The 18,954-nt window shown below is 61.5% G+C and carries 17 protein-coding genes and 3 pseudogenes; 12 read left to right on the top strand and 8 right to left on the bottom strand.

The genetic code is table 11. The features are described from left to right. The first annotated feature begins 67 nt into the window (after positions 1-67). The 4 genes and pseudogenes from BN2476_RS46345 (at position 68) to BN2476_RS02290 (ending at position 2,109) form a co-directional block, all read left to right on the top strand. Positions 68-238: a hypothetical protein gene (locus tag BN2476_RS46345; RefSeq protein WP_160111662.1), complete on the top strand. Its 171-nt coding sequence runs from the start codon at positions 68-70 to the stop codon at positions 236-238. Between the two features lie 201 nt (positions 239-439). Next, a pseudogene (locus BN2476_RS02300) lies at positions 440-1,093 on the top strand (protein-L-isoaspartate(D-aspartate) O-methyltransferase); the annotation flags it as partial. Positions 1,094-1,307: 214 nt separating this feature from the next. Next, complete coding sequence (locus BN2476_RS02295) at positions 1,308-1,640, top strand: ArsR/SmtB family transcription factor (RefSeq protein ID WP_087732560.1); 333 nt, start codon at positions 1,308-1,310, stop codon at positions 1,638-1,640. Next, entirely contained in the window at positions 1,633-2,109 is a 477-nt protein-coding gene (locus tag BN2476_RS02290) for an SRPBCC family protein (RefSeq protein WP_087732541.1), read from the top strand. The genes BN2476_RS02295 and BN2476_RS02290 overlap by 8 nt, the downstream gene beginning before the upstream one ends. Positions 2,110-2,252: 143 nt before the next feature. Here the strand turns inward: BN2476_RS02290 and BN2476_RS02285 are convergent, their stop codons facing one another. After that, positions 2,253-2,999 (bottom strand): SDR family NAD(P)-dependent oxidoreductase, encoded by a 747-nt coding sequence (locus BN2476_RS02285; protein ID WP_087732540.1) that lies wholly within the window; start codon positions 2,997-2,999, stop codon positions 2,253-2,255. A gap of 296 nt (positions 3,000-3,295) precedes the next feature. Here BN2476_RS02285 and BN2476_RS02275 point away from each other — a divergent pair, with 296 nt between their 5' ends. Next, positions 3,296-4,408, top strand: coding sequence for a porin (locus tag BN2476_RS02275; RefSeq protein ID WP_087732538.1), 1,113 nt, complete (start codon positions 3,296-3,298; stop codon positions 4,406-4,408). Between the two features lie 220 nt (positions 4,409-4,628). Here the strand turns inward: BN2476_RS02275 and BN2476_RS02270 are convergent, their stop codons facing one another. Further along, positions 4,629-6,191 carry a methyl-accepting chemotaxis protein gene (locus tag BN2476_RS02270; protein ID WP_087732537.1) on the bottom strand — a complete coding sequence of 521 codons (1,563 nt, stop codon included), beginning with the start codon at positions 6,189-6,191 and terminating at the stop codon, positions 4,629-4,631. A 248-nt stretch (positions 6,192-6,439) separates the two neighbouring features. Between BN2476_RS02270 and hmpA the strand changes: the two genes are divergently transcribed. Beyond that, positions 6,440-7,654, top strand: coding sequence for an NO-inducible flavohemoprotein (gene hmpA, locus BN2476_RS02265; protein ID WP_087732559.1), 1,215 nt, complete (start codon positions 6,440-6,442; stop codon positions 7,652-7,654). A gap of 80 nt (positions 7,655-7,734) precedes the next feature. Here hmpA and BN2476_RS02260 read toward each other — a convergent pair whose 3' ends face one another. Continuing rightward, on the bottom strand, positions 7,735-8,490 hold the full coding sequence (locus BN2476_RS02260) for a COG4705 family protein (RefSeq protein WP_087732536.1): 756 nt from the start codon (positions 8,488-8,490) through the stop codon (positions 7,735-7,737). 229 nt (positions 8,491-8,719) lie between these two features. Here BN2476_RS02260 and BN2476_RS02255 point away from each other — a divergent pair, with 229 nt between their 5' ends. Next, positions 8,720-8,995, top strand: coding sequence for a DUF6566 family protein (locus tag BN2476_RS02255; protein ID WP_087732535.1), 276 nt, complete (start codon positions 8,720-8,722; stop codon positions 8,993-8,995). A gap of 169 nt (positions 8,996-9,164) precedes the next feature. Here the strand turns inward: BN2476_RS02255 and dapA are convergent, their stop codons facing one another. The 3 genes from dapA to BN2476_RS02235 form a co-directional block, all read right to left on the bottom strand. After that, positions 9,165-10,049, bottom strand: a complete 885-nt coding sequence (gene dapA, locus BN2476_RS02250; protein WP_087732534.1) for a 4-hydroxy-tetrahydrodipicolinate synthase — start codon at positions 10,047-10,049, stop codon at positions 9,165-9,167. A 1-nt stretch (position 10,050) separates the two neighbouring features. Beyond that, positions 10,051-10,293 carry a hypothetical protein gene (locus BN2476_RS02245; RefSeq protein WP_235850668.1) on the bottom strand — a complete coding sequence of 81 codons (243 nt, stop codon included), beginning with the start codon at positions 10,291-10,293 and terminating at the stop codon, positions 10,051-10,053. An 805-nt stretch (positions 10,294-11,098) separates the two neighbouring features. Continuing rightward, positions 11,099-11,890, bottom strand: coding sequence for a hypothetical protein (locus BN2476_RS02235; RefSeq protein ID WP_087732531.1), 792 nt, complete (start codon positions 11,888-11,890; stop codon positions 11,099-11,101). A gap of 242 nt (positions 11,891-12,132) precedes the next feature. Here BN2476_RS02235 and gcvA point away from each other — a divergent pair, with 242 nt between their 5' ends. The 4 genes and pseudogenes from gcvA to BN2476_RS47130 all read left to right on the top strand — a co-directional run. Continuing rightward, positions 12,133-13,041, top strand: coding sequence for a transcriptional regulator GcvA (gcvA, locus tag BN2476_RS02230; RefSeq protein WP_087732530.1), 909 nt, complete (start codon positions 12,133-12,135; stop codon positions 13,039-13,041). A 731-nt stretch (positions 13,042-13,772) separates the two neighbouring features. Further along, entirely contained in the window at positions 13,773-14,210 is a 438-nt protein-coding gene (locus BN2476_RS02225) for a hypothetical protein (RefSeq protein WP_087732529.1), read from the top strand. A 456-nt stretch (positions 14,211-14,666) separates the two neighbouring features. Continuing rightward, on the top strand, positions 14,667-15,119 hold the full coding sequence (locus tag BN2476_RS02220) for a response regulator (RefSeq protein WP_087732528.1): 453 nt from the start codon (positions 14,667-14,669) through the stop codon (positions 15,117-15,119). A 183-nt stretch (positions 15,120-15,302) separates the two neighbouring features. Further along, positions 15,303-15,553: pseudogene (locus BN2476_RS47130) on the top strand (IS6 family transposase); the annotation flags it as partial. A 48-nt stretch (positions 15,554-15,601) separates the two neighbouring features. Here the strand turns inward: BN2476_RS47130 and BN2476_RS46340 are convergent. Together BN2476_RS46340 and BN2476_RS02205 are read right to left on the bottom strand one after the other, a co-directional pair. Beyond that, positions 15,602-15,799: a hypothetical protein gene (locus BN2476_RS46340; RefSeq protein WP_087732527.1), complete on the bottom strand. Its 198-nt coding sequence runs from the start codon at positions 15,797-15,799 to the stop codon at positions 15,602-15,604. Positions 15,800-15,942: 143 nt separating this feature from the next. Further along, positions 15,943-16,338: pseudogene (locus BN2476_RS02205) on the bottom strand (DUF3175 domain-containing protein); the annotation flags it as partial. A gap of 684 nt (positions 16,339-17,022) precedes the next feature. On the opposite strand from BN2476_RS02205, the gene BN2476_RS49450 reads away from it, so the two are divergent. Next, the gene (locus BN2476_RS49450; protein WP_438942852.1) at positions 17,023-18,954 is read left to right on the top strand and encodes a HAMP domain-containing protein; all 1,932 of its coding nucleotides are present in this window, start codon (positions 17,023-17,025) and stop codon (positions 18,952-18,954) included.

The following is an 18,954-nucleotide window of genomic DNA, read 5'->3' as shown; positions in this document are numbered from 1 at the left end:
GCGTTCTTGCAGGTACATGCAGGAGCAGGTTGATCATCGGACATTAACGACGTCAAGGAGCACTGCGATGAAAGTGAGAGTGACCAATGAGGGGGACACGCCCATCCGCCTGATCGTGGACGGCGACCCGGTATTGGGCGAGACGATCGAGGCGGGGGCGGAAATGGTCGTCGACGGCGAGCTGGTCGAGATCCAGGATCTGGAGCCCGGTCAGGTCGTGCCCGAGGACGAAGAGTGATGTGAGCGGCATCCGCGCAGTACGCGGCGCGCGGCCCATCGCGTCGGGCGGCAGTGGTGCGGAATACAGGAGCAACGATGCGCTGCTTCAGCGAGCCCGCAATTCGCGGACCGCGACCTGCTGCCCGGCATTTGACAGAACATTCGGGGAACAGCCGATGCTCGCAATCCAGACGTATTCGGCAATAACGTCCCTGCAAAAATGGAAGCATTCGATTACGAGCGGCGGCAAATGGTGGACAGTCAGATCGCATCGCGAGGTGTTCGCGATCCGCGTGTTCTGGATGCGATGCGCACGCTGCCGCGGCATGTGTTCGTGCCGCACCACTTGACGGAATTCGCTTACAGCGACACGCCGTTGCCGCTCGCGGGCGGTCAAACCATCTCGCAGCCGTTCATCGTCGCCAGGATGATAGAGGCGGCAGAACTGTCGCCGCAAGATCGCGTGCCGGACATCGGCACAGGCTCGGGCTACGCGGCTGCCGTCGCGTCGCGGCTTGCATCGCATGTGGACAGCATCGAGCGAGATGCGTCTCTTGCGGCATCGGCGAGAGAAACGCTGTCTGCCAACGGCTTCGCCAATATCGATGTGCTCGACGCGGACGGCACGCTCGGCTGGGCGTCGCGTGCGCCGTTCGACGCGATCATCGCGGCAGCGGGCGGGCCCGATGTGCCGCCCGCGTGGCGGGACCAGCTCGCGATGGGCGGAAGGCTGGTGATGCCCATCGGCACGCATCGCGAGCGTCAGCGGCTCGTCAAGCTCGCGCGCGCGAGCGCGACGCAGTTCGACGAAGAGGACCTGGGCGAAGTGCATTTCGTGCCGCTGATCGGCGAGCAGGGCTGGCCCGAGATCGACGATGCGCTCGCCGGATCGCCGCTGCTTGATTAAACACCCAGCGCCCTCGCTTTTGCGAATGACATCACATCATCGGCACAGGCAGATGATGCGGATCGTTCAGCGTTTCCCCGACCCTTCGCGGTCCGTTGCGGCAATCGCAAACGATCAACTTGACATGCAAGCAATTGCTTGCCTATTATTCATGCAAGAGATCACTTGCATATCGCCGTTCATGGCCGAGCGCCCCGATGACAACCTGCTGTTCAAAGCCCTCGCCGATCCCAGCCGGCGCAAGCTGCTGGACTTGCTGCACGCACACGACGGCCGCACGCTCAACGACTTGTGCGAACACATGGACATGACGCGGCAGGGCGTCACGCAGCATCTGGATTTGCTGGAGGCGGCGAATCTGGTCGCCACCGTGCGGCGCGGGCGCGAGAAGCTGCACTTTCTCAATCCGGTGCCGCTACAGGAGATCTACGAGCGCTGGATTGCCAAGTTTGAGAAGCCGCGCCTCAAGGCGCTTTCGAAACTGAAGCGACGTCTGGAGAAAGGCAATGACTAGATCGACCTTTGTCTATGTGACCTACATTCGCACCACGCCGGAAAAGCTGTGGTCGGCGCTGACCGACGCGGAGTTCATGAAGCAGTACTGGTTCGGCATGCACTGCGAAAGCGAGTGGAAGGCGGGATCGGCGTGGAAGCTGGTGTCCAGCGAGGGACAGCTGTTCGACGCCGGCGAGATCGTCGAGGCCGAGCCGCCACTGCGCCTCGTAATCCGCTGGCAGCACGAGAACAAGCCGGAGCTGAAGGTCGAAGGCGCGTCGCTATGCACGATGGAACTGGAACCGAGTGGATCGGCCGTCAAGCTCTCGATCACCCACACGATCGAGCGTGAACATTCGAAGCTCATCGACGCGGTGTCCGGCGGATGGCCCAAGGTCATTTCCAATCTCAAGTCGCTGCTGGAGACGGGCTCCATCGCTTTGCAGGAACCCTATCCTGCTGCGAGCGCATGTGAGAGAAAGGCGTAAGCGCATGGCCGCACGAAGCGGGTGCAACGTTCGCTCGCGCATTAGCACTTTCGCGCGAGCGCAGCGGCTACGAGCCTAAACGAAGCGGCGATACGAAAGGGCAAATACAAAGCGGCAAATACGAAGCGGCAAATATGAAGCGGCTATATGAAGCTAATGCCGCCGTTGACAGGGATCGTCTGGCCCGTGATGAATGCGTTGCCGACGATCATCAGCACGACATCCGCGACCTCGCTCGCTTCGCCGAGGCGACCGACGGGCAGCCGTTCCCCGACATTCGATGCCTTGAGCGGCCCGGCCATTTCGGTGTCGATGGGTCCGGGCGCAACGGCGTTGACCGTGATCCCTTCGCGCGCGAGCCGTGCCGCATAGCCGCGCGTGAGGCCCTCTAGGCCGGCTTTCGACGTGTTGTAGTGAATGCCGACGAGGCCCGCGCCGCGCGCCGCAGCCGACGACAGATTGACGATGCGGCCCCACCGTTTCGCCCGCATGCCGAGCAAGACGGCTTGCGTGCAGAGAAACGCCGACTTCAGATTGACGGCGAGCGTTCGATCGAATTCCGCTTCCGTGAGATCGTCGATGTCGACGATCGTCGCGGTGCCCGCGTTGTTTACGAGCACATCGACAGGGCCGAGGCGGCTTTCCACCTGCTGGATCATCGCTTTGACTTCATCTGCCGCCGATACGTCGGCGCGCACCGCGATCGCACGGCCTCCGGCGCGCTCTATTTCAGCCACGACATCAGCGGCTTCGTTTTCGCGTTGCCGATAATTGACGGCAACGGCGGCTCCGGCTGAGGCTAGCGCGATCGAAATGGCGCGTCCGATTCCGCGCGAGCCGCCTGTGACGAGGGCGACGCGATCGTTCAGACTGGGCAAATGAGCGGGCATGGGCGAACTCCTCTTTCTTGCGGGGTGGTGAACCTAGTTTGCCTCTTTCGTGGCGATTTCGCCGGCGAGTCGCCCGGATGCATTCATCGACCTTTCGATCGTCGTGTGATCAACGATATGGCTCTCTCCATCGAGTTCCGTGCCCACCTTCGACCAGGAGGGCCACTGGGACCACGAACGGCGCGCCCGACTTGCGATCGTCGTCAAACCGGGACCCTCGTCGGCGTGAATGCTCGGGCTCTGGCACGCTATGCCGCCAGTCAACAGGGCAACGCGGGACATCGGAGAAAGTCGGCATGAAACGAACGGGAATTTCGCTGTGGGTCGGCGCAATCGCTTTGTCGTCTCCGGCGGCCGCGTCGGCGCAAAGTAGCGTGACGCTGACGGGCATGATCGACGCGGGCGTCACCTACGTGAACAATCAGCATGGCGGCGCGGTGACGTTGTTCGACAGCGGCGTGTACGCGCCGAACCTGCTGACGCTCAAGGGTTCCGAGGACCTCGGCGGCGGCAACAAGGCGCTGTTCGAGCTGACCGCGCAATTCGATCTCGGCAACGGCTCGACGATTCCCGGCGCAAATCAGCTCTTCAATCGCACTGCATTCGTCGGCCTGTCGAACGACCGCTTTGGCACGTTGACATTCGGCAGCCAGTACGACTTCATGTTCGATTCGCTGACGCTCGGGCTCTTTGATGGCGCGTTTCTCGCGGGTGGCATTTACGACTTCCGGCAGGGACCGTTCACGGCGCTTGGCGTGCCCAACAACCCGACGGGCTCATTCGATTTCGACCGGATGGCGGGCGCAACGCGCGTGCCGAACTCGGTCAAGTACCGCAGCCCCGAAATCTCCGGACTGCGGTTCGGCGCGTTGTATGGATTCGGTGGCGTGCCGGGCTCGTTCTCGGCGGATTCGACGATGAGCTTCGGCCTCAATTACGCAAATGGTCCGCTCGGCTTGGGGGCCGCGTATGTCGAGGTCAAGTATCCGCAGCTCGGCAACGGCCACGACGGCATCCGCAACTTCGGGTTCGGCGCGCACTATCGGTTCGGCAACGTGCTCGCGATGCTGCTGTACACGAACACGAAGAACACGGCGACGGGCGCGAAGATCGACGTGTACAAGACGGGCGCGCAGTGGGAGATCGGCGGGCCGTGGTCGGCGGGTCTCGACTACACGTTCATGCACGGCAACGAGACGCTCGATCACAACCGCGCGCATCAGATCAGCGGTGCGCTCCAGTATCACCTGTCGAAGCGCACGTTCGTCTATGGGGAGGCGATCTATCAGCGCGCGAGCGGCGACAACGCGGTGACGCAGGCATGGATCAACGCATTGCTGCAGCCGGGCGCCGCAGCAAGCAACCGCTCGCAGACGCTCGCGCGCGTCGGGGTATCGACGCGCTTCTAGCGAATCACAAGCGCGCAGCGAACGGTCATCTCAACGACTGAATGGTTATGGCACGAGCCACAGCGCGACCGCATAGATCATGAGCGAGACGGCAAACGTGACGACCGTATAGCCCATCACACGCTAAATGCGGATGCCGGCATCGCGACGATAGGTACGGCCCCGAACGGTTGCAGCATGTTCGAGACGTTCTCCGCCATCGCGACGCGCAGCGGGCCCGTCAGGTTCGCGCGACTTCGACGCGAAATACCGACACCGAACTTTTCAGCGAAACCGTCTGTTCATCGAGCGCGAGCGCGGCTGCCGAAGCCTGCTCGACGAGTGCGGCGTTTTGCTGCGTCACCTGATCCATCTGCGCGATCGCGCGGTTGACCTGCTCGATGCCCGACGATTGCGCTTCGGAAGCAGCGGCGATTTCGCCCATCAGATCGTTGACCCGGTTTACCGCGGTCAGGATATCGGCCATCACCTGGCTTGCCTGTCTGGCCTGCTGCGTGCCCGCTTCGACGCGGCCGAGCGAATCGGTGATGCGCTCCTTGATTTCCTTCGCTGCACCGGCGCTACGCTGGGCGAGCGAACGGACTTCGCTCGCGACCACGGCGAAGCCGCGCCCTTCTTCACCGGCGCGCGCGGCCTCCACGGCTGCATTGAGCGACAGGATATTAGTCTGGAACGCGATGCCTTCGATCACGTTCGTAATGTCCGCGATCTTGCCCGACAGATCCGACAGCCCTTGCATCGTCAGCACGACGTCATGGGCCGCGCGATTGCCCTGTTCCGTGACGAGCGCGGTGCTCCTGACGAGCTGCGTCGCCTGCTTCGCGTTGTCCGCGTTCTGGCGGACGGTGTCCGTCAACTGCTCCATCGACGAGGCGGTTTCCTGCAACGCGGCGGCCTGTTCCTCGGTACGCTGGGACAGGTCCGTATTGCCGCTCGCCATCTGATGAACGCCCGTCGCAATGGTGTCGGTGCCTCCATGCACGGCCTGCACGATGCCGCCCAGGCTGCGCTTCATTTCCCGCATCGACTCGAAGAGCTTGCCGATCTCGTTGGTCGATTCATGGCGAATCGCAACGGTCAGGTCGCCGCGCGACACGTGCGCGAGCACGTTCATCGCTTCTCTCAGCGGAAGGACGACGGTGTGATCGAGCGCGTAGTAGACGAGCACGATCAGCGTGCACGACAGTATCAGCAGGCCGACGGCGACACCTTTCAGCAGGGTTGCGTTCTGTGCCTTGGCATTCTGCAACTGCGCCGATTCACGTGAGGCCACCGTGAAGAACGCGTCCGCCGATTTGCCGAACGCCGCGCTCGTGCTGGTCATGGGCCCTTCGTTCGTCTGCGCATACGCCGTCACGTCGTTCTTGCCGATCGCGCTGAAGAGCTGATCGATCGCATTCGCGTGCGTATGAAACGCGTCGGCCACGCGATTGGCCGCCTGCTGCTGATCGGCCGTCTCCTTGGGGATGGCCTCGAAGGCGCTGAAAGCCTTCTTCGCCACGTCGTAGTAGCCTTGCGCCGCCGCGACGGCAGTATCCTTGTCCGCAGGATTCGCAGAAAGCGCGATGTAGGCGCGGCTCAGTGCGCTACGGGTCTTCAGATTGTTGATATATACATCCTTGAGGTCGACGGTTTCGGCGTTGAGGGTATTGGTCTGCTCGGACAGCGCATTGGTCCTCGTCAGAGAATAGATACCGAACAACGCGGTCGCCAGAACCAGCGTCCCGAACAGCGCGAGCACTGCGATAAAACCCGTTCGCACGGGCAGATCTTTCAATTTCATGGTTGTCTTTTCGAAAATGAGCCGTGAATCTGGCTCGTCACGAGCGCGAGAGGCAGCAACGTATGGCCGCGGCTTTGTTAACGGGCGCTTAATTGAAAACTTGATAGGCGGTCGATCCATGTGGCGATGGAGAATCAGCCCACGTTAGCGACCTCATTCAACGAGAAGGCGGCAAAGCCAGCGCGAGCGAGGCATCCCGTATGCGGCGCACGCGCGATGCAATGTCACCACCACAAATGGAGGGAACGATGCTCACGCAGCGTACGAAGGACATTGTCAAGGCCACGGCTCCCGTGCTCGCCGAACATGGATACCCGATCATCCAGCGCTTCTATACGAGGCTGTTCGACGCGCATCCCGAGTTGAAGAACGTGTTCAACATGGCGCATCAGGAGCAGGGGCAACAGCAGCAGGCGCTCGCGCGCGCCGTCTATGCGTATGCGGAAAATATCGAAGACCCGGGCAGCCTGTCGGCCGTGCTGAGGAACATTGCGAACAAGCACGCGAGCCTCGATGTGCGTCCGGAACACTATCCGATCGTCGGCGAGCATCTGCTCGGCGCGATCAAGGACGTGCTCGGCGACGCGGCCACCGACGAGATCATTTCGGCGTGGGCGCAGGCGTACGGCAATCTCGCGGATGTGCTGATGGGCATGGAAAGCGAATTGCGCGAAGAGACAGGCGCGCAGCTGGGCGGCTGGACTGGCTGGCGCACGTTCGTCGTGAAGGAGAAGCGCCCCGAAAGCAGCGTCATCACGTCATTCGTGCTCGAGCCCACCGACGGCAAGCCTGTCGTCAACTTCGAGCCGGGCCAGTACACGAGCGTCGCGGTGCGCGTCCCCGCGCTGGGCCTGCAGCAGATTCGCCAGTACAGTCTGTCCGATATGCCCAATGGCAAGTCTTACCGGATCACCGTCAAGCGCGAAGCAGGCGACGCGCAACGGCGCGAGGGCTACGTGTCGTCGCTGCTGCACGAGCATGTGAAGGTGGGCGACGAACTGCAACTCGCCGCGCCCTACGGCAGCTTTCATATCGACGTCGATGCGAAGACGCCGATCGTGCTGATCAGCGGCGGCGTCGGTCTCACGCCGATGATCAGCATGCTCAAGCGCGCGATCCAGGACCCAGGGCGCCGGGTCGTGTTCGTGCACGGCGCGCGCAACAGCGCCGTCCATGCGATGCGGGACCGCCTGAAGCAGACGGCCGCGACGCATTCGAATTTCCGCGCGATCATCTTCTACGATTCGCCGTTGCCCGCCGACGTGCAGGGACGGGACTACGACCATTCCGGCTTCATCGAGCTCGACCGGATTGCAAGCGAAGTCATGCTGCCCGACGCCGACTACTACATCTGCGGGCCGATTCCGTTCATGCGCATGCAGCACGACAAGCTGAAGAGCATGGACATCCACGAATCGAAGATTCACTACGAGGTGTTCGGGCCGGATCTGTTCGCCGAGTGAATCGCATCGAGCATCGGCAGCGATGACGCGTTACCCATCGCGCGGCGTGACGAACGTCGCGTCGCGCGATGAATTGCCAGCTAGTGCGATGCCTCGGCGGGCCGTTGCCTGAACACGGACCCGCAGACCAGAATGAACGCGACGAGCGCAATCGACGCGTTATACCGGCTCATTGCAAGACCGCCGTTGGCGATCGGCTTGTCGAGGAAGTCGCCGACCACGGCGCCGAGCGGCCGGGTCAGGATGAACGCGGCCCAGAAGAGCAGCGTTCGCGGAATCTCCGTTGCGTAATACGCAATGACGAGCGCGAGCAGCAATCCGCCGAAGATCAGTGCGGCGCCGGAATAGCCGAGGCCCGCCGTGTCGGCCGTCCAGTCTCCGAGCGCAGTGCCGAGCGTCTGCGAAAACATGATTGTGACCCAGTAGAACACTTCGGCCTTGCTCGACGATACCGTCGTGACGGACACCGAGCCCATTGCGCGATACCAGATAAACAGCGATGTGAGCAGCAGGAACACGAGCAGCGCGCTGCCTCCCGCATAACCGATGCCGAGCGATCGATCGACGAAATCGGCGAGCGTCGTGCCGACTGTTGTGGTCGCGATTATCGTGACCCAATACAGTGCGGGGCTGAAGCGCTCCGATCTCATCTGCGCAACGACGGCTACGAGAAATACCGCGGCGAAGATGATCGTGCCGATCAGATAACCCAGATTCATCGACATCGAGACGGCATCTCCGCCCGTTTCGCCGAGCGTGGTTGCGGCGATCTTGATGATCCAGAAAGCTAGTGTGACTTCGGGAACCTTGACTATGGCGTTGTTAGCTTTTTCCATGGCTTTAGCGTGACATTCAGTTGAGACATGGTGATTGATAAACCGCTGGAGCCGTTCGCTGCCTGTCGGCGATTGCCGTCGAACCAATGCGTAAATCGGCGGGCTGCCAGCGTCGCAAGGCGACAGGCTAACGATGTTTCCTTAACAAACCCTTAGTGTCGCGACACGTTTTCAAGGGGCACACCGCTTGCTCGCCGATTGCAGGCTCTCGTTTCAAATGAGGTGACTCATGAACCCATCCACGAGTTCAGCGGACGATCAATGGCACGAGTACCACGGCTATACGGTGACGGTCGGCGCGACGAGCCGGGACGGTGAGAACTGGCTGCCCGCTATCGATGTCGAACGCGACGGACGACGCGTGGAACTCGACGCGCCAGGGAGCGCAGTCCCGTATTGGGCGACCCGCGCCGAAGCGCTTCGTGCAGGCATCGAACGCGCGCGCTATCTGCTCGACGGGCGCGATGGCCTGCTCGACGAGCGCAATCCGGGATGCCGGGGCTGATCGCAAACCCACATACCAGGGTTTGTTCACATATCTGTATGGCGCCCGTCGGTCGCGCACAGGATTGCGACGGCGCGCTAACCACGCCATCGCTCGCGCGTTCGACGGAACGCTGCGTCGTCATCCGAAGCATCCGGCTCCGGCGCGCGCAGCGTGATGTCGATCGAACCTATTGCACGGCTGCTGCGACCTCCGCTCGCAGGTCTTGCAGCACGGAGAACGTTTCTCCCAGTTGTGCAACCAGTTCGGCTGAGGCCGGCGTGAGCGGCATCCGCACTTCGTCGGAGATACGGCCTTCGAGAGACAGCATCGCCTTGATCGCCGATGGATTGGGTGCAGCGAACAACAGCTTGATCACGGGCTTGAGGCGGCTGAAGATGCGGCGTGCCGTGTCCACGTCGCCCGCCTGCATCAGCGATTGCACTTCGATGAGCAGATCCGCGCACACGTGCGCGCTCGCAAGAATGCCGCCGTGCCCGCCCGCCGCGAGACAGTCGACGAAAGCTTCGTCCGTACCGCACAGCACGTTGATGGGCAGATCGCAAAGCGCGTCGAAGTGACGGCTCGCGCATGCCTTGATGGCCACGATGTTGTCGCATTCCGCGAGCCGGCGAACCGTATCGGGCTCGATCGATACGCCCGTTCGGTGAGGCACGTCGTAGAGCACGATGGGCCGCCCGGTTGCGCGCGCAATCCGCTCGAAATGCTGGGCGATGCCCAGCTGATCCGGGCAGACATACGCGGGCGCGGAGACGAGAAAGCCTGCCACGTCCCAACGATCGAAGCGCTGGATTTCTCGCACGAACTCGCGGGTATCGGAGCCGCCGATGCCGACGAGTACGGGCAACCGGCCAGCGACGACATCGCCGATCGATTGCAGGACCGTCACGCGCTCGATCTCTGAGAGAAGCGCGCCTTCGCCTGTCGTGCCGAGCGCGACGATGCCGGCGATACCTGTGCGCGCGTAGTGCTCGGTGAGCGTCTGAAGCGCTTCCACATCGACCTCGCCCGACCGGAACGGCGTGACGAGCGGAAGCCAGATCCCCGAATACATGTCAGCCCTCCTTGCGCATGTCACGGCGCGTGATGCGGCCGATCGTCGCTTCGGACAATGTCGTGATCAGCGAGTGGAGAGTGAAGTCGAGGTCTTCGGGTGCAATGTTGAAATGCACGCACACGTTGTCGCGCGATACATCGGTATGCGAGACGTAGACGCCGAGTGGGGAATGGAACAGCGTTGCGAGATTGGCGCGTTGCCTGTCGGGTCGCGTGCCGGTGAGAAGAACTTCGAGTTGCACGCGCGGGGCGCGCAGAGGAACGACGTTGGAGCGCGATCGCGGTTGGATGTCCGGGACGGTGTCGTGTCGGGTGAGAACTTGAGCGAAGCCCATATCGTTGATTTACCCGCTTCAATGTAGTCGAGATGGACCTAGCCTAGCTCCACGCGAATAAAGTTGGCGTAAAAAAAGCGCCTGTGCGCGAAAAATTGCAGCGATCGACATGGCGCGTTTACCTGCCACCCTTCTGTCTTTACACCGCTTTTAGAAGGGGCTCGCCAGGATCTTCGGGGTGGTGTTGCAGCGAAGCTGCGTAACGCCATACCCTGGAGTCAACAACCATGTTCGAAATCGGAAAAGAATATTCTCGCAAAGATATTCAGAGGGTCACGGGCGGAAGCAAGTACGCGTTTCCGCCCGTCAGGAACGACAAGGTCGTCGCGGCCCGTCTGCGGCAAGACCTGAATCCTCATGGGCCTGTTGTCATCGTGTGCGACGGCAGTGCATCACACGCACGTACAAGGCGACGATGAATCAATTCGGTGACTACCAGAATGAAATCTATTTCAACGGTCTGCGTGGCGTTAAGCCGAGCTTGCCAGTCGACTTCAGACGGCTCGAAGAACGTGCGAGCGCGGCCCTGCCGCACGAGGGCGAAATGCAGAGTCGAAACAATCAGCCGTGTCTCCTCAGGGCGTGAGACGCAACTGCTCTGATAGCTGGCAACTGGATCACTGCGTCCGCAAAGGCCTCGTGCGCTCTTGCGGCGTGTTGCGACCGACTCCGCCTGTTATCGTGCGGTGCGCTTATGCATGAGCATCGGTATTCAACGCGCTTGAGCCGACTCCGTAGGCACGGCGGCCGGAACGCGCATCCGGTACAGGGAAACGGCTTGTATCGCGAGCGTGCAGAAAATCGCGCCACCGTAAGCGGCAAGCAGATTGAACCGCGTCAGCGTCAGGCCTAGCACATAGAAAAACGCGGCAAAGGCGAGAAGTCCCGCCACCATGCCGCGCAACACTTGCTGCGCGGCTGCATGGCCGATCATGCGGTGACTGAAAACGGCAAGAATGATCCCCATGAACGGGAACGACGCGAGCACGCCGCTCGCTTCAGGGCCGACGTAAGGCGCAGTCAACGTCACGCTGACGACGAGGCCGGCAATGAGCGCCATGCGCATCGGCAAATCCCACCACGGCGCATCGAGCCTGTCCGTTTTGGCTGCCGTGTTGGGGATAACGTTGAGCGCAAGCATCGCGGCCAGGACGGCGACAAGAAAGAGGCCCGTTTCCGGTAGCGCGACGTGCTGTAAAAGGCCCGCTACGATGGAAAACGTCGCGCAAGCGCCGGCGAGGGCCACAGGCCATCCCTGGGCCGCCAGTCTGCAATAGACGAGGCAAAACGCGGCTTGCGCAGCCGTCGCGACTAGTGACCCCGCCGTAGCCTGCGCCGCGAAGGCAGATCCATGCTCGAGTGTCAGGAAAACCGAGATCGGCCCCGACGTGAGCGGCAGCGCCACCAGAAGTCCGCCGATCGCCTCGCCCCAGCGGCGAACGGCCATGGATGCAGCCAACAGCAACAGCGGCGTAACGATGAGCTTGAAAGCAAGAAGATTCATGATGTGCGAACAATGAAAAGGATGCCGGCTTTGATGCCGCGCGCGGGGCGAATCCACGGCATGGACAAAGCGAGCGTGGTTCCGACGACAACGAAATCACCCACCCGGACGCGCGCCAGCCGACACATCCAGACAAAGGGCGCGCCCACCGCCGTTGTGTGTAGATATTGGGGGCAGCCGCCCCGGCTGACAAACCATTTGTCGTCATATAATGCGTGAGTGAGACTCACGCATATCTATTTATGTTCGACCGGCTTCCCCCTCTGCAAACGCTGCGCGCCTTCGAAGCAACCGGGCGACTATTGAGCATGACGCTGGCGGCGGAGGAACTGCACGTCACGCACGGCGCAGTGAGCCGGCATATCAAGACGCTCGAAGGCCATCTCGGCGTCGCGCTGTTTCAACGCCTGACCCGGCGGATCATCCTGACGGAGGCCGGGGCGGAGTTTCTGCTGGTCGTGACTCGCGCGCTGGGAGAACTGACGAGGGAGGCCGAGCGGCTTCGTGCACATGACAATGTCGCGCGCCTGAAGATCAACGCCAGCGTTTCGTTCGCGAACAAGTGGCTCGCGCCACGGCTGCATAGGCTGAAGGCGCTGCACCCGGAACTCGACGTTCATCTCGACGTGACCGACACCTATGTCGATCTCAACGACAGAGAGGTGGACGTGGCGATACGTTATGGGAGCGGCCGCTATCCGCGTGTCCTCGCCGAGCGGATTCTGGAGGAGACCGTGACGCCCGTTTGCAGTCCTGCTTATCGGGAGAAAATGGGGGGATTGTGTTCTGTGGCGAGTCTTGCCGGTTGTACCTTGCTGCACGAGGACGGCATGCTGGCCAACTGGGAGCAATGGTTCGCGCTGACGGGGGTGAGCAGCGTGCGTAGCGATCGCGGTTCGGCGTACAGCCATGGGAGCCTGGCCATCGAGGCGGCGATTCGCGGCGAGGGCGTGGCGCTGGGACGCAGCGTGATCGTGGCGGACGACATTGCAGCCGGACGTCTGGTTGCACCGTTCCCGCAGTTTCGCCTCGAGGCCGAGCGCGGCCATGACCTCGTCTATCGCATCGGAAGCCGGGACGACCCCAAGGTGTGCGCATTGCGCGACTGGCTCGCAGACGAAATCCGGCTGTTTCTCGCGCGCGCGGGTTGATTGTCGAGCGCTCGTTGGCTTTTGACTGGGCCGCTCGAAGGCCTCGAACCAGTCGAAGTCCGAAGGCTCGTCCGCATCGCGGCCAGATTGGTATCGCCAGACACGCCAGCGCGATTTGTTGCGTGGACGTGGTGACGAACTTATAAAACCTGATTGCGCTCCATCCCAGAGGACTATTGCCAGCATTGACTAATTCCGTCCGGCGCATCGCGCGGGGGCCGTTGCCACCCTACGCATCACTCAAAGCGGAATAGACGCGCGCTGGAGTTGGCCCGGTTGCTCGCCGCAACGCGGCTATATGGCGGCCTCCACCCACCGGGCCAGCAACATCGTGCGACGTGTAGGTCACAATGAATAAAGTTCATCTGTGCGGCACGTGAGGAGCGTGATGCCCCGGATGTGTTCATCATCCACGGCTTGCGACACGCAGCAATCATATCTGCGCCACCGATCTCGTTTCGAACGCCGGCAGTGGCAATCGCGATTCTGGCCACAGCGAGTTCACGGCAACACCGGGCACGGCACATGCGGCTTCGATTTTGCGGCGGGTGCCCGGAAAACCCGCTTTCCCGTACCCCGTCAGGACGCGTCGAATTCGATGGTGGCCGCGTGGCGTTTCGAGCGTCTCTTTTCCTCCTCAAGAGACACGTAACTCCAGCCGTAGCGCAGTAAAGCGGCGGATAGTGCCTTTCTATTCCTGGACAGGACTATTATCGCGTTGGAGTTACATCATGAAGGTCATTTCGGCCACCTGGCGAGCGCTCTGCCTGGTCGGCAACATCTCTGTTTGCGTGGCGGTATTTTTCCTCTGGTCGGCGATTGCCGCAGGCGCTGGCTGGATGCTCGTGCATCTGCCGGATGTCTGGTATGTACATCTCGAGAACCAGTCGAGCACGAGCTTCGCTGTTGCCGCCATTACGTCCTACGCCGTCATTGCCGGCGCGCTCTTTCTCGCATTCTCCTGCGGAGCCCTGCGGATGTTGGCAGACGCATATACGGAAATCCTGCGCTTCGCGGGCAAGCGGCGCTCGCAACGTGCAGTCTCCGCAATAAAGCCTCGTCGCAACGCGCTCTATAGGCGACGTGTACCTATTGTCGGCAGATGGAAACGCGCGCCGGCTACCATCACTGCACCGAAAGAAGAACAACACCCGCACACCGGCAGATGACGAGTCTTCGACGCGTACGTGACGAAGTCGGTGCCAGTCATTTTTCCACCTGATGGCGAGGTGGACCGTTACTCGCATTCTTCAGATATTCGGCCCACGTGCCGTTGAAGAGATAGCAAGCGGCGGCCATTGCACCAGGTGTTATCCCGCTTCAGATGCCGCCCTTTACACGGCTCCTGCTTCCCGGCATCGAGTCGGGAAGCAGGAGCAACAGAAGAAAGAGGAACCCGTCGGACGTTCGCGACCGATAACGTAGCCAAAAGGTCGGGCCTGCTCGTGCGTGTGTGCACCCAGAGTGGTGCGCATGAAACCGGGATGGCGTGCGCCTTGTACCTTTTACGCTATCTGGCAAAAAATATTCGGGCTGCGCCGCCTTACCTTGTCCGCCGATGGATTTCAGTAAAGGGAATACGGAATGCTCAATGAAGCTGTTGAAGGAAGCCAGGGAACAGTGCCGTGTTTGTCATCCTGCTGGTCGACGACGATACAAAATTCCTCCTCGCGCTCCGGACGGTGCTTGAAGGAGAAGGCTATCGGGTTCTAAGTGCGCCCGACGGGAAAATAGCCGTTGCCACGGCGATGCAGCAGCGACCGGACCTCATTGTGACGGACTGGATAATGCCGCGCGTCGATGGAGTCGCATTCTGCCGGTGGCTGAAGTCACGCCCCGCGACCGATAGCATTCCAGTCGTGATGTTGTCGGCTGCGTTGCTTCCTCTTCCGGCAGAGCCTCCATGGAACGTATTTCTTCGCAAGCCGGTATCAACTGAGCGTCTATTAGAAGTGGTTGCTAGCTGTCTGGACGAACGGGTACGGCTCTTCGGTCCGTTTACGCCCGCCAGGAACGAATCGCCGGTGACGGCCGCTTCCGTGCCGCAGCGCACGCTCCCGAACGAACAGCGGGACTAGTGCATTACTGGCGCAATACCTGGGAGAAGTCCTCGCGCGAAGCCGGTTTGACAAGCAACCGTCGAAATCGCTTTCACCGTTGTCACGCAATTTTGACGCCGCGAATTGCGCATTCTGCCCGCGTCGGTTCCGTTGGGTTAACGAGCCCGAGTAGATTCTTTCGAATCGAAAGGTACGACACGCATGATGGCAAAGACGAAGAAACCGCGGAGGACGCTGCCCGCCGGTATTGGCAAAGTTGGTGAGCGGCTGCATCCGCTGGACATGGTCCTGCTATGTGTGCGCTGGTACATGGCGTACTCGCTGAGTCCGCGCAGTCTGGAGAAGTGATGGGCGAACGGGGTATCGAGGTCGATCACTCGAGCGTGCGCCGCTGGGTAATCAAGCTCGTATCGTTGTTCGAAAAGGCATTTCACAAATGCAAACGCCCGGTGCGCAGGAAAGACGGCGACACCGATCGAACAGGTGCCGCACAGTTCTATTCACTGATGATATAGGTAAGCCTCATCGTAGCGGGGGGTTACCTGTCCTGATTCCACTATCGCGATACAGCCGACTTCGCAACGCGTCGAATGCGGCATTCGCAGCCTCAAGCCGATCGCAAACAGCGACACCGGCAGCGCGACCTGCGTGAGGACGTGCAGCATGCCAGCATCGCGGGCGATGGAGAGCGCGAGCACTCCGGCGCCTACGGGGCCGGGCGCGAAACCGGCATCCAGAAGAACATCGCGGCGCTGCAAGGCAGGCGCTCGAACATCGAGCTCGCAGTGCCCATAGCCACGAAGATTCCACCGACGACGAGCAACCGCAGTATCTGCGCGCAAGGCTCACGTCCGAACGCTTTGCGCAGCTTGCGCCTGGCTTGTTCGAGCACGTCGCGGCGCGGCCTGGGAAGGTTTGTGCCGGTCTGGTTGATATAGAAGTTCAGCATCGAGACGGCCGATTGAAACGGCGCGCCTTTGCGCCGCTGGCTCTGCGTGGACGAACTTTCAACAAATTGCGCAATTTCTTCTGCGTCGCCCGTCTTGATGCAGGCGTCGAGATCCATCGCCTCGCCTGTTTCATCACGCGGTGCGACTAGCGGCTGCGCAAGCTGGCCCGCGCCTTTCCGACTGCGATGTGCTGCCGCGCCCGCCTGCGCATGGCACTGGCGGGGCGGCCTGCCAGTGAGGCGGCGCGCCGAGGGGTCGGGATTCCGCGCGTGGCATGCGCTCAACAAGGGTGGTTTCGGCCGGGAAGCAATGAGCAATGCCTATTCCAGGGCTGTCCAGTACGGACACGAAGAAGACATAGCCGGTGCGGGCATCCTGCTTGCGCATCCGAAGGGGATGCCGTTGCGCCGGGCGTCAAGCGATTCGGGGCATAGGACTCGACACCCGGGGCCGCGCCGCACATACGCGCATGCCTATTGCCACGGACATTTGTTCCTTTCAAAGGAAGCGATCTCGTCTCGCGGAGATGTCGTCAGCGCGGACCCGGTTTCGGCATTAACAGACCAAAAACGTTTGCGGGAATTAAAACCATAAGAAGCCACTTGCTTGTGACAGGTGAGGAACGCATGGAAACGGTCGAAGTCGAGTCACCGCTGCAATCCGATGATCCATTCGCCCATATCGCCGCAGCTCTGAATGCGCTGCGCCGGGGCGACACATCGCATCGTCTGCCCGATAGCTGGTCTGGTGAGGCGGCGCAGGTGGCGTCCGAGTTCAACACGCTAGCCTCTCAGACGAGGAGCATTGCACAGGGCCTCGGCGAGATGTCGAAACATCTGTCCGGCAGCGGCTTTATCAAGGGAGAAGTCGCTATCGAGAGCGATTCCCTGTCGGGCGTATGGCTCGATAGCGCATCCCGCGTGAACCTGCTCTTCGACAGCGTGACGATCGCACGCGAGTGCATGAGAGCGATGCTCTCCGCGCTGATTGCATTGCAGAAAGGTGAAGCCGCGTCGTTGCCCGCGGACTGGACAGACATATACGGCAAGGTGGCAAGTGTCTTTACCGGTGTGGTCGAGCTAAACATCCGCATCTCGGAAGAAATCGGCCGGCTGAGCAAAGTTGTCGGCAAAGAGGGGCGACTGAAGGAGCGCGCGGCACTTCCTGATGCGCGCGGCTTCTGGGGTGACTCAGTCGACGCCGTGAATTCGCTGATTGCAGACCTTGTTCATCCGACGAGCGAAGTGGCGCGAGTCATCGGCGCAGTTGCACAAGGTGATCTTTCGAAGAGCATGGCGCTCGAAGCCGATGGGCGGGCGTTGCAGGGCGAATTCCTGCACACGGCCATGACGGTCAACACGATGGTCGAGCAGCTCGGTACGTTCGCTGTCGAAGTCACGCGCGTCGCACGCGAGGTCTGCACTGAAGGCAAGCTCGGTGGACAGGCCGACGTGCAGGGCGTGGCGGGCACGTGGAAGGATCTGACCGACTCGGTCAACTCGATGGCAGGCAATCTGACGAGCCAGGTACGCAACATCTCCGAGGTGACCAGGGCGGTTGCGGCTGGCGATCTTTCGAAGAAGATCACCGTCGACGTCAAGGGCGAAATGCTCGAACTGAAGAACACCGTTAACACGATGGTGGACCAGTTGCGCTCGTTCGCATCCGAGGTGACGCGCGTCGCGCGCGAAGTGGGCACGGAAGGCAAGCTCGGCGGGCAGGCGGATGTCGAGGGTGTCGCCGGGACATGGAAGGATCTCACCGACAACGTCAACTTCATGGCGGGCAATCTGACGAGCCAGGTGCGTAACATCGCCGAGGTGACGAAGGCCGTGGCAGCGGGCGACCTCTCGAAAAACATCACCGTCGATGTCAAGGGCGAACTTCTCGAACTGAAGAACACGATCAACACGATGGTCGATCAGCTCGGCTCGTTTGCATCCGAGGTGACGCGCGTGGCGCGCGAGGTCGGCACGGAAGGCAAGCTCGGCGGGCAGGCGGACGTGCAAGGTCTCACCGGTACATGGAAAGACCTGACCGACTCGGTCAATTCGATGGGCAGCAATCTGACGGCACAGGTTCGCAATATCGCGGACGTGACCACAGCCGTGGCAGCCGGCGACCTCTCGAAGAAGATAACTGCTGATGTCGAAGGCGAGATTCTTGAACTGAAGAACACCATCAACACGATGGTCGACCAGTTGCGCGCGTTCGCGTCCGAAGTGACACGCGTGGCGCGCGAGGTCGGTACGGAAGGCAAGCTCGGCGGGCAGGCAGACGTATGGGGTGTCGCCGGTACGTGGAAGGATCTCACCGACAACGTCAACTTCATGGCGGGCAATCTGACGAGCCAGGTGCGCAACATCGTCGGGGTGACGAATGCCGTGGCAGCCGGTGACCTCTCGAAGAACATCACCGTCGACGTGAAGGGCGAAATGCTCGAACTGAAGAACACCATCAATACGATGGTCGACCAGTTGCGCTCGTTCGCATCCGAAGTGACGCGCGTGGCACGCGAGGTCGGCACGGAAGGCAAGCTCGGCGGGCAGGCGGATGTCGAGGGTGTCGCCGGGACATGGAAGGATCTCACCGACAACGTCAACTTCATGGCGGGCAATCTGACGAGCCAGGTGCGTAACGTCGCCGGGGTGACGAAGGCCGTGGCAGCCGGCGACCTCTCGAAAAACATCACCGTCGATGTCAAGGGCGAAATCCTCGAACTGAAGAACACCATTAATACGATGGTCGACCAGTTGCGCGCGTTCGCGTCCGAAGTGACGCGCGTGGCGCGCGAGGTCGGCACGGAAGGCAAGCTCGGCGGGCAGGCGGACGTACGGGGTGCCGCCGGTACGTGGAAGGATCTCACCGACACCGTCAACTTCATGGCGGGCGATCCGAGGTGA

The sequence above is a fragment of the Paraburkholderia piptadeniae genome, assembly GCF_900007165.1.
In the GTDB taxonomy this organism is placed as follows: domain Bacteria; phylum Pseudomonadota; class Gammaproteobacteria; order Burkholderiales; family Burkholderiaceae; genus Paraburkholderia; species Paraburkholderia piptadeniae.
This window is presented reverse-complemented; position numbering and strand designations above follow the sequence as displayed.